Consider the following 26,062-nt stretch of genomic DNA (forward strand, 5'->3'; position numbering starts at 1 on the left):
GAGGGGGTGGAGAACCAGCGGTGAGCTGCTGGTGAGCTGCTGGTGAGCGCTTGCGGGTGTTTCCCGCTCGTTGCAAGGGATTCGTCGCACCCCACGCAACCGTTTGGTGCCGAACGCGGTCGTTACCTCGTCGTTACATTCCCCGTACGAGACCCCGCGAAGTCAAGGTCGATCCACCCAGCGCTCCGTATCCGGCGACGTGAGATTGCTGCCGTTCAGCCGGCTGCCGGAGAGGAGGTGGGGCGTCTGCTCGCCACCCGAAGGCGACCAGGCGACCCGCTTCGTGAGCGCTACCCCACGCAACGGAGCATGCGCCGCAGAAGTGGCCCGACTCGTCCAGTGAAATGCATGGGCCTTTGTCCGGTGAACTCGAATTCAGGTCCAGAACACAGGTCCTCTCGGACCGGCCTCGCTCGCGATGCGGCGTAGCGTTTCTGCGTTCCGCCGTCACTCACTCGGCATCGACGGTTCAACGTGGTTGGCATTCTCGTCGGTACTCGGTGGTGACGGCACCGAAGCTGCGCGGCTGAAATCGAAGGATGAACCAGTGCCTGGCGAGGTACGAGGACATGACCACTGCTGGACGGCACGGCCGAGAACCGTGATCACGTTGTCCCTCGCAGGTTCTCGGCAGATGCGAGGTTGGACGGCGTAGACATTGTCGGTGCGAGATGACGAGTACGACGCGTTCGGGCCCTGGATCGATGAGGTCGACAGCGTCGCCCTGACCCCCCGGCTGTACCGGGACCACCCCATCGACTTCGATACCGCGCTCCTGGTGTTGAAAGTCCCCCGGGACATCGAACGCCGCAACGCAAACCCCTCGATGCACCTCTACGACGCGCTCATCATCGTGATGCCCAACACGATCACAGTCCTCGTCCGCTCCGGTGACACCTACACAACTCGAGTAGCGCAACTCGACGACGTCTTCGCCGTCGAAGACTCGGTTCATCTCCTCGACGGGCGTCTCACCATCCACTTCACCAACCGCGCTCCGATCGCTGTGCACTACAACGGATCGGCACGCGGGTCGATCGGCCGGCTCGTCGACCTCCTGCGAGCGTCGAAAGTCACCCCAGTGGCGAAGGCGGGAAAACTCGGTCAAGGCGCCGGTGCGATCGGCACTGGGCAAGCGTCGATGGCTTCGATCCTCGTATCGGATCGTGACCACGGACTCCGCGGTGACTGCGTCGACGTGTTCCGCACGGAACCGCAAACGGTCTTCCTCGGAGGTCACACCGCAAGCGTCGTGCGTCCCGCCGGTGGGCTCGTCACGACGCTCGCGCACCGGATACGGCCGGCATACCTCCAGGGTGCGGCGGTGATCGCCGCACCAGGTGAGGTATCTGTGATCCATCGTCGTGCTCCGATCACGCGCGGGCGAGGCGACGATCTCTCCCACGCCCGGACGTTCGTGTTCCCGGATCGGGTGCAGACGGTCGTCGCGAAGTCGCATCCCTTGTACCAAGACGTCGATCTCATCCGGTTCGGATCGCCTAGCCCGAGCGTGGAGCTAGTGGTCCCAGCCGGATCCGCGACAGCGACAAAGCTGTTGGCGGACGCTCAGGCACGCCAGGTTCAACCGGTCCGGTAGTTCATCGGCTACCGGACCGGCTGGCTACAGAGGTGGGCACCAGGTCCCCTGCGCTGCCGCCTGGCCCAAGTACGTTCCTCACGCTCGACAACGCTGTTGAGCGTGAGGCGGCGGTCGTCGCGAGTCCGCCCGCTCGGGTGCAGTTACTGCACGGACCAGCCTCCGTCGGACGGCAAGACCACTCCGTTGATGTTGATGCTGTCGTCGGAGAGCAGGAACGTGATCGAGGCAGCGAGCTGATCCGCGGTGGCAATGGTCGGGATCTGCTGTTGGAACGGCGCCAGTCGTGCTGATCCAGCCTGCGACACGTTCGGCGGGAATGGGATGCCGGTGGCGACACCGCCGGGGGCCACCGAGTTGACCCGGATGCCAGCGGGCCCGTACTGGAACGCTGCCGATCGGGTGAGCCCGACGACGGCGTGCTTCGACGCTGTGTAGGCGTTCCCCGAGGAGTTGCCTCGGAGAGCCGCTTCCGATGCGACGTTCACGATCGTTCCTGCCCCGACGCTGAGCATCAGCGGGAGGACGCCTCGGGTGAGCTTGAAGGTGCCGGTGAGGTTGATGCCGATCACCCGATCCCACATCGCGTCGCTCGTCTCGTGCAGCGGAGAGAAGTCGTCGTTGATCCCAGCCACGTTCGCCAGGCCATCGACTCGATCGCCCGCCGCTGCCAAGATCGCAGCGATCCCATCCTGCTGCGTGATGTCCGCCGTGACGGTCACCACCTCAGCTGGCGACAGGTCATCAGCAAGCGTCTGTAGCCGGTCGGCAGCAACGTCCACGGCGACGACTCGCCCACCTTCGCGTGCGATCCTGGACGCGGTCGCCCGTCCGATACCCGACGCCGCCCCGGTGACGATCACTGTCTTGCCGGTGAAGCGATCTTGCGTGATCCTCTCGACCCAACCGGTCGGAGCAGTCTCTTCCGGCATGACGCCGTCGTTCGCCTGCAGGACGAGAGCGTCGATTGCGGACTGGGGTAGCTCGCCCTGGCTCAAAGCGACGAGCTGCTGCAGGGGCACCCTCGCACCGGGTCGAGGCTCGCCGCGTCGGTCCCACCGGGAGCGAGGAAGTCGCGAAGCAGGTCACCTCCGGTGGGGTGGTCAAGCCACGTTCCGATGCTGGTCGAAGCGGTGAGCGGTGTTGCGTTCGTCACGGGGTTCTCCTCGGGTTGAGCTGTGGTCAGAGAGTTTCGCCGGCGTCGGCAAGCAGCGTGCTGCCGGTCATCACGACCGACAGGTCACTGGCGGCGAACAGGACGACGCGGGCGATGTCATCCGGGGTGCCGAGACGGCCGATGCGGCTGCTCGTCATGACATCGAGTGGCGGGATCTCGATCCCGTGTTCAGCGGCGGCCTGGGTGGCTGCTTCGGCGGCAGCGATGTTGCCCTCGGTCGGCACGAAGCTCGGAGCGACCCCGAGGACCCGGATACCAAGGGGTGCAAGGTCGACGGCGAGGGACTTCGTCAGCCCTCGGACCGCGTGCTTCGACGCCACGTACGCCGCCATGCCAGGGAAAGCGACCCGGAACCCGGCGGTGGAGACGATGTTGACGATGACTCCGCCATGGCCCGCATCGGCCATGCGACGTCCGGCCTCCCGGGCACCCAGGAACACCCCTCGAGTGTTCACTGCGAACACCTGTTCCCACATGTCGTCCGGTAGATCGAGAACCGGGACGTTCGGGAAGATGCCGGCGTTGTTCACCCAGATGTCGATCCCGCCCAGAACGGCGACCGCTTCGTCAGCGGCAGCAGTGACTTCCGCCGAGTTGGACACGTCAGTTCGGAATCCGCGGGCAGTCACACCGAAACGGGAGCTGATCTCCGCTGCGGCGGCGTCGGCGGCGGCGGCGTCGAGATCCACCAGGAGGAGATCAGCGCCAGCCTCCGCGAGGCGGAGTGCGATCGCTTTACCCAGCCCCTGAGCTGCGCCGGTGACCACCGCACGCCTCCCGCCCAGCGACAGCAGGTCCACAAGGGGGCTACGGGAAACGTCCGGAAAAGCAAGTGTCATGGGGGTCCTCCTCGACCGTGCAACCTTCTTTTGGCACGTTATGCCAAAACGCGCGGGCAAGCAAGCGCTACCGTGAACCCATGGAGCCGGCAGGGGCGAAGAAGCAGGGGCGACCTCGCGTGGCAGAGCGGGAAGTCCTTCGGAGTCAGGCGCTGCAGGTCGTCCTCGAACTCGGGTACGAGCACGCAACGATGTCGACGATCGCCGAACGAGTCGGTGTTGCGCTGAGGACGCTGCACCGCTACTTCCCGACGAAGGCAGACATCGTCTGGGGTGGGCTCGAGCGTTCCATCGATGCCCTCCGCGGTGGTCTCACCCGCGCCGATGACCAGCGGCCCGTCATCGAAGCAGTCTCGGCCGTGATCATCGAGGTCTTCGACGACGATGGCGACGAACTCGACGTCAGCCGAGCGCGCCTGCGACTGATCGCCACGGTCCCGGAGCTGCAGGCGATCCAGACGGAAACGTTCCTGCTCTGGCAAGAGCAGCTCAGCACCTACATTGCGCGTCGCGTTCAGACGGATCCGTCGGGTCTTGTGCCGATAGTGGCGGCGAAGACCTTGCAGGCTGCCGTGTTGCACGCACTCCAATGGTGGGCGGTGCACGACGTCAACGTCAACCCGAGCGAGGTCGTCACCACCGCCCTCGGCGGCCTGCTGGACATCCTCGGCAGCACAGAGCCCAAGCCGCCCGCCGCCAGCGCGTGACGCGCTCAGCCCATGTGCACGACCGGACCCGAGGGCAAGAGCTCCTCCTTCGACCCGCGGATCATGAGGAACGAGATCGGCGCGGCGACGAGCACCGCGATGGCGGCCCCGACGAACGCAGCCGAGTAACCATCAACGAGGGCTCCGAGCCCCGCGGCGGCGCTACCAGCGGCTGCTGTCGCGTAGAGGTTGGTGTAGACCGCGAGCCCGATCGAACCGCCGATCTGCATCATCGCGTTCGACGTGGCGCTGGCGGCACCCGCCTCATGCGGAGCCACACCGGCGAGTGCGAGGTTCTGCATCGGCACGAAGATCGCTGCAAGGCCCACCCCCATGACGACCAGTGGGGGCAGCACTTCGACAGCGTACGAACCGTCGGCGGTCACACGCGAAAGCCAGAACAGCCCGCCGGCTGCGACGAGCGGCCCGACGATCATGAGTACGCGGGGGCCGATTGCGGGGAGCAGCTTCGTGAACACCGGAGCGAGGATCGTGATGACGACGGTCATCGGGAGTGTGGCAATTCCTGCCTCTAGCGGACCGAAGCCGAGCACGATCTGCAGGTGGAACGTGAGGTAGAGCAGCGCGCCGATCATGACGCTGCCGACGAGGAGTTGCACGAGGAACGCTCCGCCTCGCACCCGGTTCGTCAGGACGCCGAGAGGCAGCAACGGGTGATCGCTGCGCTTCTCCACCAGGACGAAGAGCGCGAGCAGCCCCGCGCCGAGCGCGATGAACCCGATGACGACGGGGTCTCCCCAGCCTTCCTCAGCCTGGGTGAAGCCGTACACCAACGACGCCAGACCGAGCGCGACGACGATCGTGCCGACGACGTCGAGTCGGTTGTCGCCCTCGGCCTTGCTTTCGCCGACCACGAGGACCGCGGCGATGATCGCTACGAGCACGACGGGCACGTTGACGAGCAGGCACCAGCGCCAGCTGGCGTATTCGGTGAGTACTCCGCCGAGAACGAGGCCGACGGCCGCGCCGGCACCCGAGATCGCACCGAACACGGCGAACGCAGTATTGCGTTCGCGTCCTCGCGTGAACGTGGTCGTCAGCACGGCGAGGGCAGCCGGAGCAAGCAGTGCGGCGAAAGCCCCCTGCAGTGCGCGGGCAACGACGAGCAGCTCGCCGGTTGAGACCAGTCCGCCGAACGCCGATGCGGCGCCGAAGCCGATCATGCCGACGATGAACGTGCGTTTGCGGCCCCAGAAATCGGCGATGCGTCCGCCGAGTAGCAGCAGTGCACCGAAGGCAAGTGCATACGCGGTGACGACCCACTGGCGGTTCTCATCGCTGAGGCCGAGTTCGACCTGCGCCTGCGGCAGCGCGATGTTCACGATGGTGCCGTCAAGCACGACGACGAGCTGGGCGAGGCCGACGATGACCAGCACCCACCAACGCCTCGTCGAAGGATGCACGGTGTCGGCGGTCGGGACAGATCCGGTTGCTGAGGTGGTCACTGGTCTCCTCGTACGGGTGCGGGTCCTGCTGTGCTGTGGCTCGCACTACGCACTCGTCATTTCGACCTCCCACGATGACGGGAAGCGGCGCGGGCGCAGCAGGCACTTGTCACATCACGGGGACCACGTAAGGCTACCTACTAGTTGGTTGGGTCCGCAAGGCGTATCGTCAGTGTGTGGCCTATGACGCGGAGGAGACTCGACGACGCATCCTCGGAGCAGCGACAGACGAGTTCTCCGCACGGGGCCTGGCCGGAGCCCGGGTGGATCGCATCGCTGCGGCGGCGGGCTGCAGCAAAGAGCGGATCTATGCGAACTTCGGTGACAAGGAGTCGCTGTTCACCACGGTGCTGAACCGATCCTTCGTCGCGCTCGGCGAGGCAGTCGCGACGGCCAGAGCCGCGGACAGCGAGATCGAGAGTGTCACCGGCTTCGCTGTCGCCATGTTCGATCACTTCGCCGACAACCCGGTCAACCAGCGGCTACTGAGCTGGGCGCGCTTGGAAGACACGCACGACTGGCACGCGTCGTTCGCCGTGCTCGCGTCCGTACGGGAGGCGAGCACTGCGGAGCTCCTGCGTCTCGGCGCCGGCACCGCGCCTTGGTCGGTGGACGTCATCTTCGTCCTGGTCCTGTCGATCGCGACGGCATGGTCGCAACTGCCGAGGGTCGACGGAGTTGCGGGCGCCGTGCCTGACGTTGACGAGCAGCGCGAGATCGTGCGCGGGACAGTGGCGCGCCTCCTCACATGACGCACTACGCAACCGGGGCGGTTGCGGCGGAGCTCCCACGTCACGGTGCCGCACTTCGCGGGTCATGGCAGCCCCCGGGATCCCCTGGTTCCCGCAGATACCGCCATAGCGGCTGACACGACGCTCCTTCCCAACCCAACCCATCCCGGCCAGTGGCGGAGTCGTCACCGACTTGGATGTCCGTTCCCAGACGGGCGGACACGTCGCTTCCCCAGCAACCGTTCTCGACGCGTCAACGGGGCGCCGCTCACCTCGGAAGCCAACGACATCGACAGTCACGAGGGCACACCACTGAGCCCCTCGCACGCCGTCTGGCGCGCCGCAGATGCATGTCCTGTCAGATCCTGGAAGCAGTGGCCGCCTCGCCAGTGCATGTTCGAGTCGTCCAACGGCTTGTCGGACGACTCATGTGGGCTCCACGGCCGGTCATCGCTCGAGCCGGTGAAAGCGATCTGTCCGTGCTCGGGCGCGTACACCAGGCCCTTGTCGATCAGTGCTGCTCGGTAGGGGCCGAGACTGCTGGGCTGGATGCCCGGGCAGCGTCGAGGAGGGTCGCCAACGCGTCGGGCGCGTACTGAGCGCCGAGTCGTTCCGCTGGCTCGCGGAGCGCCTGCGCGGCGTCGTCCCGGCTGAACTTGCCGATCTGGCGGGAGTCGAACAGCCGCTCAGCGTAGGAGCGGGTTTCGGTCAGCACCCGGGGCAGGCTCGGCAGGCCCGCGGCGATGATGCAGAACGGCCAGTCGCGTTCAACGACGAGATGATGCCGAGCGCTTCACGCATCCGTCGGGTCAGTGAGGTTCGGGTGAGCTTGCGGGCGGAAACGACGAGCTCGCGTGCCAGAGCTCGTCGCACCGCCTTCGCCCCGGCTTCATCTCGCCGTACTTCGATGCGGACCGTCAGTCGCGATCAGGTACCTGTTCGGGTGGAGACAGCGATGAACTCGATCTCGACGCGCGCCCCTCGTGGTAACGCGGCAACCTGGTAAGCAGCCCGTGCCGGCAGCACCGCTCCGTTGAAGTACTCGCCGTAGACCTCATTGACGGCGGTGAAGTCGGCGATGTCGGTGAGCAAGACGGTGGTTTTCACGACACCGCTCATGTCCGATCCGGCGGCGGCGAGGATGGCCGCTCCGTTCTGGAGCGACTGGGCCGCCTCCTCGCGGACTCCCGGACCGGCGAACACGCCGGTAGCGGGGTCGATCGGGAGCTGTCCGGAGACGAAGAGCAGGTCTCCGGCCCGGACAGCCTGCGAGTACGCGCCCACGGCGGCGGGCGCTTTGTCCGTGTGGACGGCGCGTACGTCGATGGTGGTGTCGGTCACAGCGTTCCTCCTAGAACGTCGAGGGCCGCGTCGATCGCGGCGGTGGTGGTGGTGGCGTGCACGCTGAGCCGCACGCGGTCCTCGCCGTGTGCGGTCGCGGTCACGCCGGCGTCCGCGAGTCGCGCGGTGACCGCGGATGCGGCACCGGCCGATGTGCCGGCGACGACGATTCCGGCGCGGTCGGCTCGTCCGGTCGGTGAGAGCACCGGGGTGCCGGCCGTGGCGAGGGCCGCGAGCAGCTGGTCGACGGTCCCGGCAATCCGTTCCTCGACAGCTGGCACCCCGACGGACTCGAGCTGCTCCAGCGCCGTTGCGAAGGCGCCGGACGCGAACGGGGACCCGTTGGTGACGGAGAAGCGACGGGCGTTCGGGAGAGGACGATGGGGGCGGCCGTCGTAGTTGCCGGGGTCCTCGACGCCGGTCCATCCGCCAAGGACGGGCCGGATGCGATCGAGCGCCCGCGGGGACAGCGCGACGAACCCTGATCCCCACCCGGCGCGCAACCACTTCTGCCCGCCGACCACGAGCACGTCGGCGTCGGTCCAGTCGAGGTCCGCGACGCCGAAGCCCTGGATCCCGTCGACGACCAGGAGGCGGTCACCGACTACGTCCCGCAGTCCGGCGAGGTCGGCTCTCGCACCCGTACGGAAGTCGACCGCGCTGACTGACACTGCCACCGTGTCTGGTTTGAGCGCGGCAGCGACTCGTTCCGGTGTGATCGGGGCGAACGGATCAACCGGCACCGGAGGGAGTGGCCGGACCCGTGTCAGTCCTGCCTCCTCTGACCGCCACCAGGCGTACAGATTCGACGGGAACTCCGCCGCACTGACGAGCACCTCGCCCCGCGGCAGCCCGAACGCAACCTGCATGAGCCCGAGCGAGGTGCTGCTCGTCAGCGTCAGCCCGTCGGCATCGAATCCAGTCAGCCGACCGACAGCAGCCAGGGCACGCTGGTCCTCCGCGTGGAGCAACGCCGATGACGTGCCTTCCGCGGCGGCGGTCGCCAGCCGGCCAATGGTCTCGATCACCGCCCGTGACGGTGGTCCGTAGCTCGCGAAGTTCAGATAACCGCTCGGCTCGGCAAACGACGCCCGGTACGCGTCGAACGCTCCCGCCCCGTCGATCACGCGAGGACCCGCTGCAGGAACTGCCGCGTGCGGGCCTCCCGGGGCGACCCGAGCACCTGCTCGACGGGACCCTGCTCGATGATCCCGGCGTCGGCCATGAAGACCACGCGGTCGGCGACCTCGCGTGCGAAGGCGATCTCGTGGGTCACCACGAGCATCGTCATGCCGTCGCGGGCGAGGTCGCTCATCACCGTGAGGACCTCGCCGACGAGCTCCGGGTCGAGTGCTGAGGTCGGCTCGTCGAACAGCAGGAACAGCGGCTTCATCGCGACCGCACGGGCTATCGCCACGCGCTGCCGCTGACCGCCGGACAGCTGCCCCGGGTAGGCGTCGACCTTGTCACCGAGACCGACGCGTTCCAGGATCTCGACCGCTTCGGCGCGGACCTGCTTCGCCGGACGACGCTGGACGCGCGTCGGACCCTCCATCACGTTGCCGAGCACGGTGAGGTGCGGGAACAGATTGAAGTGCTGGAACACCATGCCGGTCTTCGCCCGCTGGGCCGACAGGCGGCGCTCGCTCAGCTCGTGCAGCCTGCCGTCCCGCAGCTCGAAGCCCATCGGCGTGCCGTCGACCCACACCTCGCCGGTGTCGGGCTCCTCGAGTCGGTTCAGTGTGCGGAGAAAGGTCGACTTCCCCGCACCGGACGGACCGATGATGCAGACGACTTCGCCGCTGTGCACAGTGAGCGACACGTCACGCAGCACCTCGTGGGAGCCGTAGGACTTGCCGATGCCGATCGCCTCGAGGACCGCCTTCCGCCCGGGAGCGGACGTCGCGTCGGTGTGGGTCGTGGTCACGGGGTGCTCCTGACGAGGGGCGCACGCCCCAGATCGGCGGCCACCTTGCGCCGCAGGGACCGGGGATTCGTCGGTCCGCCGGGACGCCGGTCCTGACGGTCGAACCCGCGTTCGAGGTAGTACTGACCGACGCTGGCGACGCTCACGATGACCATGTACCAGATGGCGGCCGCGATGAGGGTCTCCATGACCTGCAGGTTGAACGAGGAGATGTTGTTCGCGGCCTTGATGAGCTCGAGGTACCCGATCACCGACGCCATCGCCGTGCCCTTGAGCATGTTGATGAAGTCGTTGCCGGTCGGCGGGATGATGATCCGCATCGCCTGGGGCAGCACGATTCGGCTCATCCGCTGCATCGGGGTCTGTCCGATCGACTGAGCGGCCTCGATCTGCCCGCGGTCGACGCTCTTCAGACCCGCTCGGACGATCTCCGCCATGTAGGCGCTCTCGTTCAAGGCAAGGCCGAGGAACGCGGCAACGAACGTGGTCATCACGGCGTTCGTGCTGACGTCCACGAACGTCACGTCGGTGAGGGGGATCCCGATCTGCAGCCGCGGGAAGATCAGCGCCAGGTTGTACCAGAGCAGGATCTGGAGCAGGACCGGCAGGCCGCGGAACAACCACGTGTAGGCGGCGGCGAACGCCTGGGCGACCGGGTTCTTCGAGATGCGCATGAGTGCGATCACGATGCCGATCACGACGGCACTGGCCTGCGCCACCACGGCGAGCACGATCGTACCGACGAGCCCCTTCAGGATGATCGGTGAGACCAGGTAGTAGGGGATGTCGCCGTACGAGATGTTGCCCTGCGCCGCGCCCAGGACGAGCGCGACGAGCAGCACCACGATGACGACCGCGCTGATCCAACGGCCCCAGTGCTTCACCCGCACCTGGGGCAGGAGCTCGCGCTGCGGCCCGGCAGTGTCCGCCACGAGCGCGTCGGCGCTGGCGGGTCGGTCAGGAGTGGACACCGTCACTTGCCTCCGTTGACGACGGCCTTCGACACGCTGCCCGAGGTGATGCCCCAGGCGTCGAGGACCTTGCCGTAGGTGCCGTCGTCGATGAGCGAGTCGAGCCCCTTCGCGATGGCGTCGCGGAGTTCCGCGTCGTCCTTGTTCACGCCGATGCCGTACGGCGCACCGTCGATGACGTCACCCGGCACCACCTCGAACGCCTTGCCGTCCTGCGTGGTCTTCGAGATGTAGACCGCGCTCGGCAGGTCGTTGACGATGGCGTCGATACGGCCGGTGCGCAGCTGGGTCTGGTTCTGGCTGTCGCTGTCGGTCACGGTGACCTTCAGCGCGTCCTTGCCGTCGGCCGTGCACTGCTTGCTGGTGGCCTCGGCGAACTCCTGCTGGCTCGTACCGGTGACCACCGCGATCGACTTCCCGCACAGCCCGTCCGGCCCGGTGATCTTCGCCGGGTTCCCCTTCTGCACCATGAGCGTGATCCCCGAGGTGAGGTAGTCGACGAAGTCGATCGCCTTCTGCCGCTCGGCGGTGTCGTTCATCGCCGCGATGGTGACGTCGATACGCCCGGACTGGAGGCTCGTGATGAGCGACCCGAAGTCCTGGTTCTTGTACTCCACGTCGAGCCCGAGCTTCTTCGCGACCGCGGTGATGAGGTCGTGGTCGGAACCGATGACCGTGGAGCCGTCGGCCGCGTAGAAGTTGTTCGGCGCGGACTGGACGAATGACCCGACGGCCAGCGTGCCCTTCTTCGCGATGTCGCTCGGGACGCTGCTCGCGAGCGCGTCGTCCTCCTTCACGCCCGCGAGGAGCGATGTCGTGTCCGGGATCGTCGACGATGCCCCACCGGACGATGTCTCGCCGGGCTGCGGGGCACTCGGCCCGCCACCGCACGCGGAAAGCGTGAGTGCGAGGACCGCGCCGGTGGCGACGGCTCCCCAGACGGCGGGGCGGATGCGGGGTCGGGTCATGGGTGGCACCTTTCATGAACGTCGTCGGTCATCGGAAGTTAGCCGATTCCTCAGGTGGCTGAGAGGAAATTATCACACTGCGAGATACTTGTTACACACGGGTGACCTCGGAGGCGTTGGACGCCGTCGGCCACCGGCTGGCAACATCGAGTCCCGTGCGACACGACATGGAGGTGGTCATGAGCAGACCGACCAGCACGACCGTCGTTGACGACAGCCGCGTCCTCCGCCCCGAATTCCTGCCGTACTTGCCCGTGATGGACTTCTTGGCCGAGCTGCTCGGGCCACGTTCTGAGGTCGTCCTGCACGACACCAGTGACCTCAGCCGCTCGATCGTGGCGCTGACGAACGGCCACGTCAGCGGCCGCTCGGTCGGCGGCCCGGCCACGGACCTCGTCCTCAAGGTGTTGCAGAACCACGAGCACGAAGACCAGGACTTCCTGGCGAACTACCGAGCGGTATCCCGGGCCGGTGGCACCTTCCGGTCGTCCACGTTCTTCATCCGCGACGCCGGGGCGAACGTCGTCGGCATGCTCTGCGTCAACATCGACGACGAGCCACTCACCCGAGCGCGCGATCTGCTCACCGCGATCACCGCCACCACCGGACTGGTCAAAGGCGCGTCGTCAGGAGACGATTCCGCCACAGCTGGCGCACGGGACCCGGTGACGGAGCGGCTGAGCACCACCGTCGACGAGCTCGCCCTGGACGGGGTCCAGCGGATCATCGCCGCGCAGGGGGTCGACCCTCATCGCATGACGTCGGACGAGAAGATCGCGACGGTGCGGGACCTCGACCGTGCGGGGGTCTTCCTCCTCAAGGGTGCCGTGGCACAGGTCGCAAGTCACCTCCACGTCTCCGAACCCACCGTGTACCGCTACCACCAAGCAGTCCGCCGTGAGAAGCGCTGAGAGCAGGGTGCATCTGCCTCTGGCTCTGCCTCGAGCACAAGATCGGCGCGGTCGAGTCCGGGGACGGCGACGTCCTCCGCTCCCTCGAACAGCCTGCGTCGGCCGGTGTCGTGGCGACGCGGACCGCGGAGCTCTTCGGGTGCGTAGCGTTCGAGGCCCCGTCAACGGGGGCGCCTCGGGTGGTTCGCTAGCGAGCCGCACCAAGGTCCAGATCGTCACCGCCCCCGCACGACCTCCGGTCACCGCGCGCAGGAGGTCCGACCCAGCCCGAACAAGCGGATGGTCGTGATCCGGACCGTGCTGTTGGAGGTGGCGGTCCACGAGTCCGTGAGGTCCGTCCGGACCCCGATGGTCGACGTCTTCCACTGGAAGAAGTCGGACGCACGCAGCGCGACCTGGGCGGCGTCGGGGCCGGTCGTGATGCCGCTCGCGACGCCGTCGACCAGGATCGAGAAGCGTTCCGGGGCGACGCCGGTCGGTGTCCAGCCGATCGTCACCCCGCTGCCGGAGTCCGTGCAGGTCAGTCCGGTCACGGGACGCGCGACCGCGGTCGCCAGTGCGCTGACCGGGGTGGTCGTGGTCGCCCCGAACGCGGCTGCCGCAGCGGGTGCGGGCAGGGCGATGCCGACGACGGCCGACAGGACGGCGACGACGACCGCCCGGGTCCGTGTCCGGGTGGAGCGGCCGGCTCGGTGCCGACCCCGGCGCCCGAGCGGTGCGTCCGGGGTCGAGGCGCCGGACGGCACGGGCGGCAGCACCGCCAGGCCGACGAGCAGGGTGATCGCGAGCGCCAGGACCACCAGACGGTCGACGCGGTGTTCGGCGAGCCAGACGACCGGCGTCCCGACCAGGGGGACGCGCAGGTAGCCGACGCCGACCACGGCGGTGCGTCGGACGGTGCTCGAGTCGTCGGCCGGGTTCGCGTCCCCCTTCGTGACCAGGGCGCCGTCGGCGTCCACCTGGTGGAGGCGGTGGAGGCGCAGGACGCCGGCGTGGTCCGGGTCCGGGAAGAGCAGGACCTGGCCGGCACGGATCTGGGAGGTCGGGACGGGGCGGCTGACGACGACGTCTCCGGGCACCAGTGACGGCTGCATGGAGCCGGTCATCACCGTGGTGCTGTGCCATCCGAGTGCCAGCGGTGCGACGCCCCAGATGGCGACGCCGACGAGGGCGGCGACCAGGCCACGTGCGACGAGCACCGCCGTGAAGCGGAGCCAGGACGACGAACGCATCGCGATCCTCCTGTCCGGGCCGGGGCCCCTCGGTGCGGGGACTACAGGTTCTGTGCTTCCCAGGTGAAGCCGAGTCCGGCGGTGGCGCCCATCAGGGAGGCGGGGGCGTCGGGGGAGACCGTGTAGGTGATCTGGAAGGTGCGCGACTCGGGCTTGGCGCCGGTCGTCTTCCACGTACCGACACCGTTGGCGTAGTTGGTCCGCGTCGACGCGAAGGTGGCGAGGGAGTCGTCGTACAGGGTCCCGTCGGCACCCGCTGCGGGGGTGAAGCCGGCGCAGGTCCCGTACCCACCACCGGACCCCTGCTTCACCTGGAGCGACACGTACGAGGCGAGGGCCTTGGTCTGCGTGACGTGGGTGGCGTAGAGCCGCACTGCGCTGGGCAGGCTGCCGTCGGACGTCACCGCGATGCAGTTGGCGCCGGTAGAGCCGGGCTTGAGGTTCGCGGCCGAGAAGAGCGCGGCGTTCGACGCGTCGTTGGTCAGCGAGACGGAGCCCATCGACCAGTTGTCGGTCCCGTCCGAGGACGTCGCGGAGAAGGCGGAGTAGCTGGCCGTCGAGACCGCGACGCCGGCGGCGAGGAGCGCGGCGGGGATCACGGCGAGGGTGCCGATGCGAGCGAGGGTGCGGGTGGGGCGGCGCATGACTTGGAGTCCATCCTGATCGGAACACCTCGAAATTCGAGGCAACTGAGACCATACGCCTCGAAAAACGAGTTTGTCAATCTTCGTGCTGAACGGAATCGGTTATGCTCAGATCGTGACTGCTTCCGGACCGCCTCCTGCGCCGCGTGACGCGGACCGCCTGTTGGACGAGGCCGTCGCGACCTTCTACGGCGCTCAGCTCGAGCACGCGCATCTCATGCAGCACCTCGCCGTCGGGCACGACCTCAACCCGGTCGACCTCCGCGCGCTGCAGTACCTCGGCGCGATCGACGACGACCGCACCCCGAAGGAACTCGGCGGGTACCTGGAGATGGGGACCGGGGCGGTCACGGCGCTGCTCGACCGGTTGACGCGACAGGGGCTGCTGGCCCGGGTCCGGAACCCCGACGACCGCCGCAGCGTCCGCATCGAACTGACCGCCGACGGCTTCGCGGTCGTCGGGACCCTGCGAGCCGCCTACCGGCGGGTGCTCGAGCAGGCCGTCCCGCTCGAGTCCGTCCAGCTGTTCACGGACTTCACGGACCGGATGGCAGCGGCGCTCCGAGCCGCCGCCCTGCCGGAAGCGGACCCCGAGCGCTGACGCTCGCTGCCCGTCGGTGCCGGACGGCAGACTGGGCGCATGGCACGGAAGACCGGCGTCACGGCGCCCCGCATCACGCTCACCGAACCGACCGATCTCGAGGACTGGACGCCCGGCCCCGGTGACGTCCTCACCGGCGACCGCATCGAGGGCAAGCGCATCGGCGTCCTCGACCTGTCCGGCGAACGGCTGCCCGACCTGGAGGTCGAGGAGTGCATCATCGAGACCCTCCGCGCCGGTGACGCCGAGCTGCGCGGCTTCCGGATCCGCGACAGCGTCGTCGAGGTGCTCGACGCCCCCGTGCTCCGCGCCGTCAGCGGTGCATGGCGGGAGGTCCGGATCGCCGGCGGACGCGTCGGGTCGGCCGAACTGCACGACAGTTCGCTGGCCAGTGTCGAGTTCGTCGGTCTGAAGCTCGGGTTCGTCAACCTCCGCGCCTCGACGCTGACCGACGTGGTCTTCCGCGACTGCGTCATCGACGAGATCGACATCGCCGACGCCCGACTGCTGCGGGTGTCGTTCCCGGGCAGCACCGTCCGAGAGTTCGCCGGAACGAACACCCGCATCGAAGACGTCGACCTGCGGGACGTCGACCTCGACCGCCTGGAGCGGCTGGACGGCCTGCGCGGCGCGACGATCGGCGGCGAACAGCTGTTCACGCTCGCCCCCCTGCTCGCCGCCCAGGCCGGCTACCGGGTCGAGTGACCGGCGCGCTCGCACCCACCGACCTGCTCGGCCGGTGGGTGCTGGACCGCACCGTGCAGGACCGGCTCGCCGACCTACGCGGCACCGTCACCGGCACGACCGAACTCGCCGCGGTCGACGACGACACGGTGCGCTGGCACGAGACCGGCACGATGGTCCTCGGCGACCGGACGACGCCGGTCTGGCGAACGCTGACGATCCGGCGCGGCCCGGCGGACGGCCCGGATGGCCCGGTCGGCCGGTGGCGGGTGCACTTCGCCGACGGCCGGCCGTTCCACGACTGGGTGTGGGGAGCGCCGGTCGAGCACGCCTGCGCCCCCGACGACTACACGGGCCTGCTCGCCGGCACGGCCGAATGGTGGAGCGTCCGCTGGCACGCACGCGGGCCCGCGAAGGACCTGCTGCTCGCCAGCACCCTCACCCCGCTGCGCTGACCGCTGCCGCGACGTCCGCCTGCAGCAGGTCGCCGTGCACCGCGGCTCCGGTCTGCGACCCCGCGGCCGCCGAGGCGACCACGGTGTGCATCGCGTTCGCCGCGTTCCCCGCCGCGTACACGCCGGGCACGTCGGTCCGGCCGAGTGCGTCGACCGCCAGGACCCGGCCGATCACCGTGCCGTTCACGTCCTGGTCCGCCGGCGTCAGCCCGAGTCCGGCGGCCCACTCGACCCGGGCCTCGACGCGGCTCGCAGCGGCCAGGGCGTCGAGTCCGACGACGGTGCCGTCCGCCAGCTCCACCCCGGACAGCGCGTCGCCCGCAGAGACCACGCGGACGACGGGGGACTCGATGACCCTGATACCACGGGCCACGAAACCGGCCAGCACGGTGTCGTCGAGGAGGTCCGGGTCCGCCACGAAGGCCGTGACGTCGTTACTCAGCGCGCGGAACAGCTGCACCTGGTGTGCCGCCGCCGCCATCGTGACCAGGACACCGATGCGTCGGTCGCGGACCTCCCACCCGTGGCAGAACGGGCAGTGCACGACCCCGCGGCCCCACTGCTCCGCGAGGCCGGGGACGTCCGGCAGGACGTCGACCGCGCCGCCGGCCACGACCACACGGCGGGCGGCGACGACCTCGCCGGACGCCAGGGTCAGCCGGAAGCCGACCGGGTCGTCGGCGGTGGCGGGCGAGGCGGACGCGGCCACGATCCTCCCGTCCGTCACGGTGACCCCGTACCGGGCGACCTCCTGCCGTCCGACCCGGACCAGGTCGCGTGGTGCGGTGCCCTCCTGCCCCAGCAGGTTGTGCACGCCCTCGGCGCGGGCGTTGCGGGGTCCACCCGCGTCGACGACCAGGACGGAGCGACGCGAGCGCCCCAGGATGAGCGCGGCGGACAGGCCGGCGGGGCCGCCGCCGACGACGATGACGTCGAAGTGTTCAGACATGCGGTGATCCTCGGTCGTCCGGAACCAGAACGGCAAGTGCTGTTGCTGGTGTGGCAAGATCACCGCATGACATCCACACGGGAGGCACGCCCCACCGAACCGACGACGGCCGACGTCGTCGACGCGGTCGGCCCACGACTCCGCGCGCTCCGCACGCGGCAGGACGTCACACTCGCCGCCCTCGCGGAGCGCACCGGCATCTCGGTGAGCACCCTGTCGCGGCTGGAGTCCGGGCAGCGGAAGCCCACCCTGGAACTGCTGTTGCCGCTGGCGCGGGCGTACCAGGTGCCGCTCGACGACCTCGTCGGGGCGCCACCGACCGGGGACCCGCGCGTGCACCTCAAGCCGGAACGGCACGGTCGACGCGTGGTGATCCCGCTGACGAAGCGGACCGGGGGAGTGCGGTCGTTCAAGCAGCTCATCGAACCGAACGACCACGGCTCGGACACGACGCTGAAGACCCACGAGGGCTACGAGTGGCTCTACGTGCTCTCCGGTCGGCTCCGACTGGCGCTCGGGGACGAGGTGTTCGACCTCGGTCCGGGCGAGGTCGCGGAGTTCGACACCCACACCCCGCACTGGGTCGGCAACGTCTCGCAGCAGGTCACCGAGGTGCTCTGCCTGTACGGGCCGCAGGGCGAGCGGGCGCACGTGCGGTCCAAGCCCGCGCCGCGGACCACCGGCCGACCCTGAGCTGCGGCCCACCGCGGGCACCGAGCAGCTCCGGCCGCGGCGGCCTACCGTGGCCGGCATGCAGAACCTCGACCTGACGGGCCGCACGGCCCTGGTGACCGGCTCCACCCAGGGCATCGGGCTGGCCATCGCGATCGACCTGGCCACCGCCGGGGCACGCGTCGTCGTGAACGGCCGCGGCGACGACGGCGTACAGCGCGCGATCGCCGCGGTGCGGGCCGCGGTGCCCGACGCCGACGTGACCGGAGCGGCCGGCGACCTCGCCACCGACGACGGCACGGCCGCCGTGCTCGAGGCGTTCCCGCACGTCGACGTGCTCGTCAACAACCTCGGCATCTTCGGCAGCCGCGACCCGTTCGCGATCACCGACGACGAGTGGCGGCACTACTTCGAGGTGAACGTCCTCGCCTCGATCCGCCTGATCCGCGCGTACCTGCCCGGCATGACGGAGCACGGGTACGGCCGCGTCATCTCGATCGCCAGTGACTCCGCCGTCGTGATCCCCGCCGAGATGATCCACTACGGCATGACGAAGACGGCGCTGCTGGCGGTGTCGCGCGGGTTCGCGAAGGCCGTGAAGGGCACGGGTGTGACCGTCAACACCGTCATCGCGGGCCCGACACACACGGCCGGGGTCGAGGACTTCGTCGCCGAGCTCGTCGGCACCGACCTGCCGTGGGACCAGGCGCAGCGGAAGTTCATGCAGGAGCACCGGCCGCAGTCGCTCGTCGAACGACTGCTCGAGCCGGAGGAGATCGCGCACATGGTCACGTACCTGGCGTCGCCGCTCGCCTCGGCCACGACCGGCGGGGCGCTCCGGGCCGACGGCGGGTACGTCGACTCGATCCTGCCCTGACGCGGACGGGCCCCGCCGCCGACCGGGTGGTCGGTGACGGGGCCCGTGCACGTGCGCCGGTCAGCCGACGGCGGCGCGGTACCGCTCGAGCACCTCGGGGTGCGGGTCCGCCGGGATCGACGTCGTCGGGATCGACCAGCCGGGGAGGTCCCCGGTCACGACCCACGCAGCCTGCCGCGCAGCACCCGCGGCGACGTACTCGCCGGGTTCGGGCACCAGGACCTCGCGCCCGAAGACCTGCGCCGCGACGACGCGGACGGCCTCGTTCTGCGCGGCCCCACCGATGAGCAGCAGTCGCTCCACGGTGACGCCGGTCCGCTCGACCGCAGCCAGACCGTCGGCGAGGGCGCAGAGCATGCCCTCCACCGCGGCACGGGCCAGGTGTGCCCGGTCCGTCGTTCCCGGGGTCATGCCGAGCAGTGACGCGGTGGCGTCGGGCCGGTTCGGGGTGCGCTCACCGACGAAGTACGGCACCAGGACGAGCCCGTCGGCACCGGCCGGGGCCTGCAGCGCCAGTCGACCGAGTTCGGCGTGGTCGACGCCGAGCAGGCCGCCGATCACCTCGAGCACCCGGGCTGCGTTCAACGTGGTGACGATCGGCAGCCGGGCGCCCGTGGCGTCCGCGAACCCGGCGACGGTGCCGGACGGGTCCTCGACCGCGGTGTCGGTGACACCGAACACGGTGCCGCTCGTGCCGAGGGACACCGCGACGTCGCCGGCGGCCAGACCGAGTCCGAGCGCGGCGCCGGCGTTGTCCCCGGCACCGGGTGCGACGACGAGACCCGCGGGAGCGGTGACGCCGCCGGGCAGTCCGACCGCCTGGTCGAGCGTGCCCATCGCCTCGGACGGACCCACGACCCGCGGGACGATGACCGCGTCGCCATCGTCTCCTGTCTGCGTGTCGTCAGCAGTCTGGGCCAGCCGGAGTCGACGGCCCAGCGCGAGCTCGAACAGCTCCGGGTCGTACTCCCGGCGGGCCGGGTCCCAGTAGGCGGTGCCGCTGGCGTCGGAACCGTCGGTCGCCAGTGCGTCCAGGTCCGGGCCGAGCGGGCTCTCGTCCGCCGGGCCGTAGCCGCGGAGGCGCCATGACAGCCAGTCGTGCGGCAGCGCGACGGCGGCCACGCGGGCCGCGTGCTCCGGTTCCGCGTCGCGGAGCCAGCGGAGCTTCGTGGCGGTGAACGAGGCCACCGGGACCAGCCCCGTGCGGGCGACCCATGCCTCCCGTCCGAGTTCCTCGACCATGTCGGCCGCGGCGGCCGCACTGCGGACGTCGTTCCAGAGCAGAGCCGGTCGGATCACCCGGCCGTCGGCGTCGAGCACGACCATGCCGTGCTGCTGGCCGCCGATGCCGATCGCGGCGACGTCGTCCAGGCCGCCGGCGTCGGCGACCGCGGTGCCGAGGGCGTCCCACCAGGCGGCGGGGTCGACCTCGGTGCCGTCGGGGTGCGTGGCACGGCCGGAGCGGACGACCTGGCCGGTCGAGGCGCGACGGACGACGACCTTGCAGGACTGCGTGGACGAGTCGACCCCGGCGACGAGGAGGTCCTCATCGCCGGGGTCGGTCGCGCTGGAGGCGAGATCAGCCACGAGCGCCCATGAGGTGCTCGATCGCGAGCTGCTGCAGCTTGACGAAGCCGAAGCCCTTGCCGCCGAAGTACGCGTCGGTGTCGAAGTCCTCGTACGCCGAGGTGTCGGCGAGGAACGCGTCGTAGCTCTCGCCCTCGTTCAGCGTCGGCTTCGCGAGCTCGGTGACCTTGGCGGCCTCGAGCGCTGCCTGGACCTCGGGGTCGGCGCGGAAGGCCTCCGCGCGCTCCTTGAGGAGCAGGTACATGCGCATGTTCGCGGCGGCCGAGTCCCAGACGCCCGTGATGTCCTCGGTGCGGGACGGCTTGTAGTCGAAGTGACGGGGGCCGTCGTAGGCGCGGCCACCCTGCGGGGCGCCGTGCTCGAGCAGGTCGACGAGCGAGAACGCGTTCTGCAGGTCGCCGTGACCGAAGACGAGGTCCTGGTCGTACTTGATGCCGCGCTGACCGTTGAGGTCGATGTGGAAGAGCTTGCCCGAGTAGAGCGCCTGCGCGATGCCGGCGGTGAAGTTCAGGCCCGCCATCTGCTCGTGGCCGACCTCGGGGTTCACGCCGAACAGCTCGGGGCGCTCGAGGGTGTCGATGAACGCGATCGCGTGGCCGAGCGTCGGCAGCAGGATGTCGCCGCGGGGCTCGTTCGGCTTCGGCTCGATGGCGAACTTGATGCCGTAGCCCTTGTCGGTGACGTACTGGGCCAGCAGGTTCACGGCCTCGCGGTAGCGCTCGAGCGCAGCCTGGACGTCCTTGGCGGCGTCGTACTCGGCGCCTTCGCGGCCACCCCACATGACGAAGGTCTCGGCGCCGAGCTCGGCAGCGAGGTCGACGTTGCGGAGCACCTTGCGGAGGGCGAAGCGGCGGACCTCGCGGTCGTTCGAGGTGAAGCCGCCGTCCTTGAAGACCGGGGCGGAGAAGAGGTTCGTGGTCACCATCGGGACGACGAGGCCGGTCGACTCGAGCGCGCCCTTGAGGCGGTCGATCTGCGTCTGACGCTCGGCGTCGGTCGAGCCGAACGCGAAGAGGTCGTCGTCGTGGAAGGTGAGGCCGTAGGCGCCGAGCTCGTCGAGCTTCTCGACCGCCTCGACCACGTCGAGCTGGGGGCGCGTCGGGCCGCCGAAGGGGTCCGAGCCGTTGTAGCCGACGGTCCAGAGACCGAAGGAGAACTTGTCGTCGCGGGTGGGCTGCACTGCCATGGGGGTCTGCCGATCGTCGTCGAGCGGATTTGTTGTCAGCGAGAACATATCCCGTCCGACCGTCACCCGCAACCCTCGGCACCCTGGGATACTCGGCACATGACGATCGGCGCTGCGGAACGGTCCGGCTCGCGCCCGACCCTCGACGCCATCGCCCGCCAGGCGTCGGTGTCCCTGGCCACGGTGTCGAAGGTCCTCAACGGCCGCCCCGGCGTGTCCGATCCGACCCGGGAGCGTGTCGAACGCCTGCTCGCCGCCTCCGGCTACGCCCAGCGCGACACCCCACCCGGGCCCGGGTCGCTCGTCGAGCTCGTCGTGGAGGACCTGGCCAGCGAGTGGTCGATCGAGATCGTCCGCGGGGTCGAGGCCGTCGCCCGCGAGCACGGCTACGCCCTCTCCCTGTCCGCCCTCGGTCCGGACCACGCCGTCGGGGAGGACTGGATCACCGGTGTCCTGCACCGCCGACCCGCGGCGATCGTCCTGCAGTTCTCCGCGCTCACCGCCGGCCGCCGCGACCAGCTCCGCGCCCGCGGCATCCCGTTCACGGTGGTCGACCCGGTCGGCGACCCGCCCGCCGACGTCCCGGTCGTCGGTGCGACCAACACCGCCGGGGGAGCGGCGGCGACACGGCACCTGCTGGACCTCGGCCACACCCGCATCGCGGCGATCGCCGGTCCACTCGACATGGCCTGCGCGGTCGACCGGCTGGCAGGACACCGTGCGGCGCTCGCCGCGGCCGGACTGGAGGCACGCAGCACCTCCGGCACGCCCGTCCCGCCCGGCACACGCGACCCGTCCGTCGTCGTCGCCCGGTTCAGCCGGGAGGACGGCGAACGCGCGGCCCGTGGACTCCTGGCGGTCGACCCTCGGCCGACGGCGATCGTCACCGGCAACGACCTGCAGGCCCTCGGCGTGCTCGACGCAGCCCGGTCGCTCGGGTTCCGGGTGCCCGAGGACCTGTCCGTCGTCGGGTTCGACGACGTCGCTCCCGCACGGTGGGCACGACCGGCGTTGACGACGATCCGGCAGCCGCTGCAGGAGATGGCGGAGCGGGCCACACGGATGGCGCTCCGCCAGCACGCGGGCGCGGACGGGCCCGCGGGTGGCGCGCCGAACGGGCCGGTCCGGGTCGAGCTCGCCACGACGCTCGTGGTCCGCGACTCGACGGCCGCACCCGGTGTCGGGGCGGGGGACGAGCCTCCCGTCCGACGTGACGTGACCACCGTCGAGATCGTGGGCGGACCCGAGGCGCTGCGTGTCGGCCTGCACGAGCACGACCCGGCCTGGGCGGTGACGTTCGCGGAGCACCGGGAGCGGATCCTCCGCGCGGTCGGGCCGCTCGACGTGCGGGTCGAGCACATCGGCTCGACGTCGGTGCCGGGGCTCGCCGCCAAGCCGATCGTCGACCTGGTCGTCGTCGTGCCGGACGTCACCGACGAGTGCGCGTACCTCGAGCCGCTCCTGGGTGCCGGGTACGAGCTGCGGGTGCGTGAGCCCGGCCACCGTCTGGTCCGGACGCCGGCGCGGGACGTCCACGTGCACGTGTACGAACGCGGCGCGGCGGCGATCGACGACTACCTGCTGCTGCGTGAGCGGCTGCGGACGGACCCGGACGACCGGGCGCTCTACGAGCAGACGAAGCGGGCGCTGCTCGGCGGGACGTGGGACGACATGAACGACTACGCGGACGCCAAGACCGACGTGATCCGCGCGGTCATGGCACGGGCGCGCGCCGCGGCGGCGTCACCCGTGTGACTGGCGTGCTGCCGTCTGGCGATCGCGATGGCGCGACACGGGTTGACACGAGTAAACCCGCGCCGCCACACTGGCCGGACGCCCCGTCGGACGACGGTGTGCAACGACGCACAGAAGGACAGCACATGACGTTCACCCTCGGCATGGTCGGTGCCGGCCAGTTCTCGTCCCACTTCGCCGCCCTGTTCCAGCTGCACCCCGGTGTGTCGGCCGTGTACGCCACCGACGTCATCGAGGGTCGCGCGCAGCGACTGGTCGACGACCTCGGCCTCGCCGGCACGTACGCCGATCTCGACGCGATGCTGGCCGACCCCGCGATCGACGCGGTCGCCGTGTTCACGCAGCGCTGGACGCACGGGCCGATCGTCGCCCGCGCACTGCAGGCCGGCAAGCACGTCTACTCGGCGGTGCCGATGGCCGTGACGCAGGAGGAGATCGCCGAGGTCATCGACCTGGTGTCCGCGACCGGGCTGACCTACATGATGGGCGAGACCAGCCAGTACAACCCGGCGACGGTCTTCGCGCGGCAGAAGGCCGAGCAGGGTGCGTTCGGTCGGGTGTTCTACGCCGAGGGCGACTACCTGCACGACATGGACCTCGGCTTCTACGACGCGTACAAGTACAGCGGCGGTGACGACTGGAAGGCCACCGCCAGCTACCCGCCCATGTGGTACCCGACCCACGCGATCGGCGGGGTCCTCGGCGCCATGCCGCGGCACGCGACGAGCGTCAGCTGCATCGGCGTGCGTGACGACCGCGACGACGGGGTGTTCGACAAGCAGGTCAGCATGTTCGACAACGACTTCTCGAACATGACCGCGCTGTTCGAGCTCGACGGCGGCGGGTCCATGCGCATCAACGAGTTCCGCCGCGTCGGCTACCCGTCCCCGATCCGGGAGAGCCGGTTCCGCTGGTTCGGCACCGAGGGCAGCTTCGAGCAGCTCGCCGCGACCTCGGTCTGGCAGGACAAGGACGGCGTGCAGGACGTCTCCGACCTGCTCGCCTCGGAGCCCGCGATCGGTCCGGACGACCCGCTGCTGGCCGACATCGCACCGTCCCTCCGCGAGGCGTTCAGCTCCGGGCACGCGAAGGTCCACCAGGCGGAGGCCGAGCGCCTCCCGGCCGAGTTCGACGTCGCCCCGGACGGACACGAGGGCAGCCACCGCTTCCTGGTCGACGACTTCGTCCGCGCGGTCGCCGGCGGCACGCTGCCCACCGTCAACGCCTGGGTCGCGGCCCGGTACACGCTGCCCGGACTCGTGGCGTTCCAGTCCGCGCTGCGGGACGGCGAGCGACTGCCGATCCCCGACTTCGGCGACGCCCCGGTGCCCGTCGGGTCGCCGCTGCCGGTCCGCAGCGAGCCGTCCGGAGCATGACCGGTCGGGCGGCGCGGCCGCGTGCGCGCCGCCCTGTGCCGGCCTCCGTGCGGAGCCGGGCATGACGGGCAGGACGCCGGCGCCGCGGAAGGCGACCCGACGGGACGTCGCCCGGCTCGCCGGTGTGAGCGACGCGGTCGTCAGTTACACCCTGAACGGCACGGCGCCGGTCGCCGCCGCGACGGCGGAACGTGTCCTGGCTGCCGTCGAGCAGCTCGGGTACCGGCCGAACCAGGCTGCGCGCGCCCTCCGCTCCGGCTCCGCGGACACGCTCGCCTTCCTCGTGCCGAGCAGCAGCGACCCCGTCTTCACGAACCCGTTCTTCGGTGAGTACGCGAGCACCCTGGAGGCTGCTGCTCGCGACCGCGGGTACGCCCTGTACACGACGGCCACGTCGTTCCGACCGGACGAGGTGCTCGCCCGGTTCCGCGAGTTCGCCGCGCGCCAGATCGACGGTGTGCTCGTGCTGGCGGGCAGCACCCCGCTCGACAGTGCGGCCCTCGACCGTGTCGGACTGCCGTGGATCGCCCTCAACGTCGCCACCGGCGAGCACGGGGTCGCGAGTCTCGGTACCGACCTCCGAGCGGGTGCGGTGGCGATGACGACGCACCTGCTCGAGCACGGCCACGGGTCCGTCGGGTTCGTCGGCCAGGACGACCCGAGCGAGCCCCGGTACGTCGGGTGGCTGCAGGCATGCACCGCCGCCGGCGTGCCGGCCGGACCGTTCATCGCGGCCGAGGTCACCCGTCCGGGCGGTCGGGACGCCGGCCACCGGATCGCCGACGAACGGTCAGCGGACCCGACCCCGGCGCCGCGGGCGTTCTTCGTCGCGTCCGACCGGACCGCGGTGGGTGTGCTGCGGGCCTTCCACGAGCGTGGCGTCCGGGTGCCGGAGGACATCGCGATCGCGTCCTTCGACGGCTCGTCGGAAGCCGAGTACGCCTGGCCGGGCCTGACGACGTTCCGGCAGCCGATCGACGAGATGGCGCAGAGCGCGGTCGCGCGGTTGCTCGCGACGGACCGCGACCACACACACGAACTGTTCCCCGGAGAACTCGTCCGCCGACGCTCGTGCGGGTGTCCGGACGCAGGGTGACGACCTCCCTGTCGGGTCAGAGCGCGCTGAGGTCGCGGCCGTCCAGGGCGTCGTTCCAGGTGGTCCGGCCCTGCTGCTCCTCGGCGACGTGGAGTCCGCCGTGCGCCTGCTGCAGTCCGCAGAGCCAGCGGTCGAAGCGGCTCGGGCAGCGCTCCTCGCCGCGCGGAGCCGGGAGTTCCGGGGACGTCGCGGGGGCTGCCCCGGGGAGGGGATGGGTGGTCGAGCGGTCGTGCATCGTCTGCTTCCTGTCGTGTGTTCCTCTCCTTGGACGTGTCGAGCGGCCGTTCCGTCACGAAACCGATGCGCGCAGGCG

The 26,062-nt window shown here is 69.9% G+C and carries 27 protein-coding genes; 12 read left to right on the top strand and 15 right to left on the bottom strand.

Features of this window, described 5'->3' with window-relative positions; genetic code table 11:
- Positions 1–664: 664 nt before the first annotated feature.
- Positions 665–1,597: a hypothetical protein gene (locus E9228_RS16315; RefSeq protein ID WP_166781607.1), complete on the top strand. Its 933-nt coding sequence runs from the start codon at positions 665–667 to the stop codon at positions 1,595–1,597.
- A gap of 143 nt (positions 1,598–1,740) precedes the next feature.
- Here E9228_RS16315 and E9228_RS16320 read toward each other — a convergent pair whose 3' ends face one another.
- On the bottom strand, positions 1,741–2,619 hold the full coding sequence (locus E9228_RS16320) for an SDR family NAD(P)-dependent oxidoreductase (RefSeq protein WP_341849926.1): 879 nt from the start codon (positions 2,617–2,619) through the stop codon (positions 1,741–1,743).
- Positions 2,620–2,779: 160 nt separating this feature from the next.
- Positions 2,780–3,613: an SDR family NAD(P)-dependent oxidoreductase gene (locus E9228_RS16325; RefSeq protein WP_166781608.1), complete on the bottom strand. Its 834-nt coding sequence runs from the start codon at positions 3,611–3,613 to the stop codon at positions 2,780–2,782.
- Between the two features lie 80 nt (positions 3,614–3,693).
- Between E9228_RS16325 and E9228_RS16330 the strand changes: the two genes are divergently transcribed.
- Complete coding sequence (locus E9228_RS16330) at positions 3,694–4,320, top strand: acyl-CoA-like ligand-binding transcription factor (RefSeq protein ID WP_166781609.1); 627 nt, start codon at positions 3,694–3,696, stop codon at positions 4,318–4,320.
- 5 nt (positions 4,321–4,325) lie between these two features.
- Here the strand turns inward: E9228_RS16330 and E9228_RS16335 are convergent, their stop codons facing one another.
- Positions 4,326–5,717: an MFS transporter gene (locus E9228_RS16335; protein WP_341849927.1), complete on the bottom strand. Its 1,392-nt coding sequence runs from the start codon at positions 5,715–5,717 to the stop codon at positions 4,326–4,328.
- 245 nt (positions 5,718–5,962) lie between these two features.
- On the opposite strand from E9228_RS16335, the gene E9228_RS16340 reads away from it, so the two are divergent.
- On the top strand, positions 5,963–6,538 hold the full coding sequence (locus tag E9228_RS16340; RefSeq protein ID WP_166781611.1) for a TetR family transcriptional regulator: 576 nt from the start codon (positions 5,963–5,965) through the stop codon (positions 6,536–6,538).
- A gap of 490 nt (positions 6,539–7,028) precedes the next feature.
- On the opposite strand, the gene E9228_RS16345 is transcribed toward E9228_RS16340, so the two are convergent.
- From E9228_RS16345 to E9228_RS16370, 6 genes are all read right to left on the bottom strand, one after another.
- Positions 7,029–7,232 carry a hypothetical protein gene (locus E9228_RS16345; protein WP_166781612.1) on the bottom strand — a complete coding sequence of 68 codons (204 nt, stop codon included), beginning with the start codon at positions 7,230–7,232 and terminating at the stop codon, positions 7,029–7,031.
- A gap of 212 nt (positions 7,233–7,444) precedes the next feature.
- Positions 7,445–7,858, bottom strand: a complete 414-nt coding sequence (locus tag E9228_RS16350; RefSeq protein WP_215905457.1) for a Rid family detoxifying hydrolase — start codon at positions 7,856–7,858, stop codon at positions 7,445–7,447.
- Positions 7,855–8,985: an aminotransferase class V-fold PLP-dependent enzyme gene (locus tag E9228_RS16355; protein WP_341849928.1), complete on the bottom strand. Its 1,131-nt coding sequence runs from the start codon at positions 8,983–8,985 to the stop codon at positions 7,855–7,857. Before E9228_RS16355 ends, E9228_RS16350 begins: the two co-directional genes overlap by 4 nt.
- Positions 8,982–9,785, bottom strand: coding sequence for an ATP-binding cassette domain-containing protein (locus E9228_RS16360; protein ID WP_166781614.1), 804 nt, complete (start codon positions 9,783–9,785; stop codon positions 8,982–8,984). Before E9228_RS16360 ends, E9228_RS16355 begins: the two co-directional genes overlap by 4 nt.
- Positions 9,782–10,756, bottom strand: coding sequence for an ABC transporter permease subunit (locus E9228_RS16365; RefSeq protein ID WP_215905458.1), 975 nt, complete (start codon positions 10,754–10,756; stop codon positions 9,782–9,784). Before E9228_RS16365 ends, E9228_RS16360 begins: the two co-directional genes overlap by 4 nt.
- A gap of 2 nt (positions 10,757–10,758) precedes the next feature.
- Complete coding sequence (locus tag E9228_RS16370) at positions 10,759–11,724, bottom strand: ABC transporter substrate-binding protein (RefSeq protein WP_166781615.1); 966 nt, start codon at positions 11,722–11,724, stop codon at positions 10,759–10,761.
- Between the two features lie 179 nt (positions 11,725–11,903).
- On the opposite strand from E9228_RS16370, the gene E9228_RS16375 reads away from it, so the two are divergent.
- The gene (locus tag E9228_RS16375) at positions 11,904–12,635 is read left to right on the top strand and encodes a helix-turn-helix transcriptional regulator (RefSeq protein ID WP_166781616.1); all 732 of its coding nucleotides are present in this window, start codon (positions 11,904–11,906) and stop codon (positions 12,633–12,635) included.
- A 239-nt stretch (positions 12,636–12,874) separates the two neighbouring features.
- Here E9228_RS16375 and E9228_RS16380 read toward each other — a convergent pair whose 3' ends face one another.
- Entirely contained in the window at positions 12,875–13,867 is a 993-nt protein-coding gene (locus E9228_RS16380) for a signal peptidase I (RefSeq protein ID WP_166781617.1), read from the bottom strand.
- 41 nt (positions 13,868–13,908) lie between these two features.
- Positions 13,909–14,511, bottom strand: coding sequence for a hypothetical protein (locus tag E9228_RS16385; protein WP_166781618.1), 603 nt, complete (start codon positions 14,509–14,511; stop codon positions 13,909–13,911).
- A 115-nt stretch (positions 14,512–14,626) separates the two neighbouring features.
- Between E9228_RS16385 and E9228_RS16390 the strand changes: the two genes are divergently transcribed.
- From E9228_RS16390 to E9228_RS16400, 3 genes are read left to right on the top strand one after another with little or no spacing between them, the layout of a single operon-like run.
- Entirely contained in the window at positions 14,627–15,112 is a 486-nt protein-coding gene (locus E9228_RS16390) for a MarR family winged helix-turn-helix transcriptional regulator (protein WP_341849929.1), read from the top strand.
- Between the two features lie 39 nt (positions 15,113–15,151).
- Positions 15,152–15,817 (top strand): pentapeptide repeat-containing protein, encoded by a 666-nt coding sequence (locus E9228_RS16395; RefSeq protein WP_166781619.1) that lies wholly within the window; start codon positions 15,152–15,154, stop codon positions 15,815–15,817.
- Entirely contained in the window at positions 15,814–16,251 is a 438-nt protein-coding gene (locus tag E9228_RS16400) for a DUF6314 family protein (protein WP_166781620.1), read from the top strand. The genes E9228_RS16395 and E9228_RS16400 overlap by 4 nt, the downstream gene beginning before the upstream one ends.
- Here E9228_RS16400 and E9228_RS16405 read toward each other — a convergent pair.
- Positions 16,235–17,200, bottom strand: a complete 966-nt coding sequence (locus E9228_RS16405; RefSeq protein ID WP_166781621.1) for an NAD(P)/FAD-dependent oxidoreductase — start codon at positions 17,198–17,200, stop codon at positions 16,235–16,237. The two genes, E9228_RS16400 and E9228_RS16405, sit on opposite strands and share 17 nt — an antisense overlap.
- A gap of 66 nt (positions 17,201–17,266) precedes the next feature.
- Between E9228_RS16405 and E9228_RS16410 the strand changes: the two genes are divergently transcribed.
- Positions 17,267–17,893, top strand: coding sequence for a helix-turn-helix domain-containing protein (locus E9228_RS16410; protein WP_166781622.1), 627 nt, complete (start codon positions 17,267–17,269; stop codon positions 17,891–17,893).
- Between the two features lie 58 nt (positions 17,894–17,951).
- Positions 17,952–18,749: an SDR family NAD(P)-dependent oxidoreductase gene (locus E9228_RS16415; protein ID WP_166781623.1), complete on the top strand. Its 798-nt coding sequence runs from the start codon at positions 17,952–17,954 to the stop codon at positions 18,747–18,749.
- Positions 18,750–18,809: 60 nt separating this feature from the next.
- On the opposite strand, the gene xylB is transcribed toward E9228_RS16415, so the two are convergent.
- Positions 18,810–20,336 carry a xylulokinase gene (xylB, locus tag E9228_RS16420; RefSeq protein WP_166781624.1) on the bottom strand — a complete coding sequence of 509 codons (1,527 nt, stop codon included), beginning with the start codon at positions 20,334–20,336 and terminating at the stop codon, positions 18,810–18,812.
- Positions 20,329–21,522 (bottom strand): xylose isomerase, encoded by a 1,194-nt coding sequence (xylA, locus tag E9228_RS16425; RefSeq protein WP_166781625.1) that lies wholly within the window; start codon positions 21,520–21,522, stop codon positions 20,329–20,331. The genes xylB and xylA overlap by 8 nt, the downstream gene beginning before the upstream one ends.
- Before the next feature lie 99 nt (positions 21,523–21,621).
- Here xylA and E9228_RS16430 point away from each other — a divergent pair, with 99 nt between their 5' ends.
- The 3 genes from E9228_RS16430 to E9228_RS16440 all read left to right on the top strand — a co-directional run bounded on the left by E9228_RS16430 (position 21,622) and on the right by E9228_RS16440 (position 25,749).
- Positions 21,622–23,277, top strand: a complete 1,656-nt coding sequence (locus E9228_RS16430; RefSeq protein ID WP_341849930.1) for a GrpB family protein — start codon at positions 21,622–21,624, stop codon at positions 23,275–23,277.
- A gap of 125 nt (positions 23,278–23,402) precedes the next feature.
- On the top strand, positions 23,403–24,653 hold the full coding sequence (locus E9228_RS16435; protein WP_166781626.1) for a Gfo/Idh/MocA family protein: 1,251 nt from the start codon (positions 23,403–23,405) through the stop codon (positions 24,651–24,653).
- 61 nt (positions 24,654–24,714) lie between these two features.
- Positions 24,715–25,749, top strand: coding sequence for a LacI family DNA-binding transcriptional regulator (locus E9228_RS16440; protein WP_166781627.1), 1,035 nt, complete (start codon positions 24,715–24,717; stop codon positions 25,747–25,749).
- A 16-nt stretch (positions 25,750–25,765) separates the two neighbouring features.
- Here the strand turns inward: E9228_RS16440 and E9228_RS16445 are convergent, their stop codons facing one another.
- Positions 25,766–25,984: a hypothetical protein gene (locus E9228_RS16445; RefSeq protein ID WP_166781628.1), complete on the bottom strand. Its 219-nt coding sequence runs from the start codon at positions 25,982–25,984 to the stop codon at positions 25,766–25,768.
- Positions 25,985–26,062 lie beyond the last annotated feature (78 nt).

It is taken from the genome of Curtobacterium salicis (genome assembly GCF_011759505.1).
GTDB classification, from domain to species: Bacteria; Actinomycetota; Actinomycetes; order Actinomycetales; family Microbacteriaceae; genus Curtobacterium; species Curtobacterium salicis.

What these genes read in the sequence shown, in the direction of transcription:
- E9228_RS16325 (WP_166781608.1), bottom strand. Translation starts at nt 3,613, where the DNA reads ATGACACTTGCTTTTCCGGACGTTTCCCGTAGCCCCCTTGTGGACCTG.
- E9228_RS16330 (WP_166781609.1), top strand. Translation starts at nt 3,694, where the DNA reads ATGGAGCCGGCAGGGGCGAAGAAGCAGGGGCGACCTCGCGTGGCAGAG.
- E9228_RS16370 (WP_166781615.1), bottom strand. Translation starts at nt 11,724, where the DNA reads ATGACCCGACCCCGCATCCGCCCCGCCGTCTGGGGAGCCGTCGCCACC.
- E9228_RS16375 (WP_166781616.1), top strand. Translation starts at nt 11,904, where the DNA reads ATGAGCAGACCGACCAGCACGACCGTCGTTGACGACAGCCGCGTCCTC.
- E9228_RS16380 (WP_166781617.1), bottom strand. Translation starts at nt 13,867, where the DNA reads ATGCGTTCGTCGTCCTGGCTCCGCTTCACGGCGGTGCTCGTCGCACGT.
- E9228_RS16385 (WP_166781618.1), bottom strand. Translation starts at nt 14,511, where the DNA reads ATGCGCCGCCCCACCCGCACCCTCGCTCGCATCGGCACCCTCGCCGTG.
- E9228_RS16395 (WP_166781619.1), top strand. Translation starts at nt 15,152, where the DNA reads ATGGCACGGAAGACCGGCGTCACGGCGCCCCGCATCACGCTCACCGAA.
- E9228_RS16405 (WP_166781621.1), bottom strand. Translation starts at nt 17,200, where the DNA reads ATGTCTGAACACTTCGACGTCATCGTCGTCGGCGGCGGCCCCGCCGGC.
- E9228_RS16410 (WP_166781622.1), top strand. Translation starts at nt 17,267, where the DNA reads ATGACATCCACACGGGAGGCACGCCCCACCGAACCGACGACGGCCGAC.
- E9228_RS16415 (WP_166781623.1), top strand. Translation starts at nt 17,952, where the DNA reads ATGCAGAACCTCGACCTGACGGGCCGCACGGCCCTGGTGACCGGCTCC.
- xylA (WP_166781625.1), bottom strand. Translation starts at nt 21,522, where the DNA reads ATGGCAGTGCAGCCCACCCGCGACGACAAGTTCTCCTTCGGTCTCTGG.
- E9228_RS16430 (WP_341849930.1), top strand. Translation starts at nt 21,622, where the DNA reads ATGACGATCGGCGCTGCGGAACGGTCCGGCTCGCGCCCGACCCTCGAC.
- E9228_RS16435 (WP_166781626.1), top strand. Translation starts at nt 23,403, where the DNA reads ATGACGTTCACCCTCGGCATGGTCGGTGCCGGCCAGTTCTCGTCCCAC.
- E9228_RS16440 (WP_166781627.1), top strand. Translation starts at nt 24,715, where the DNA reads ATGACGGGCAGGACGCCGGCGCCGCGGAAGGCGACCCGACGGGACGTC.
- E9228_RS16445 (WP_166781628.1), bottom strand. Translation starts at nt 25,984, where the DNA reads ATGCACGACCGCTCGACCACCCATCCCCTCCCCGGGGCAGCCCCCGCG.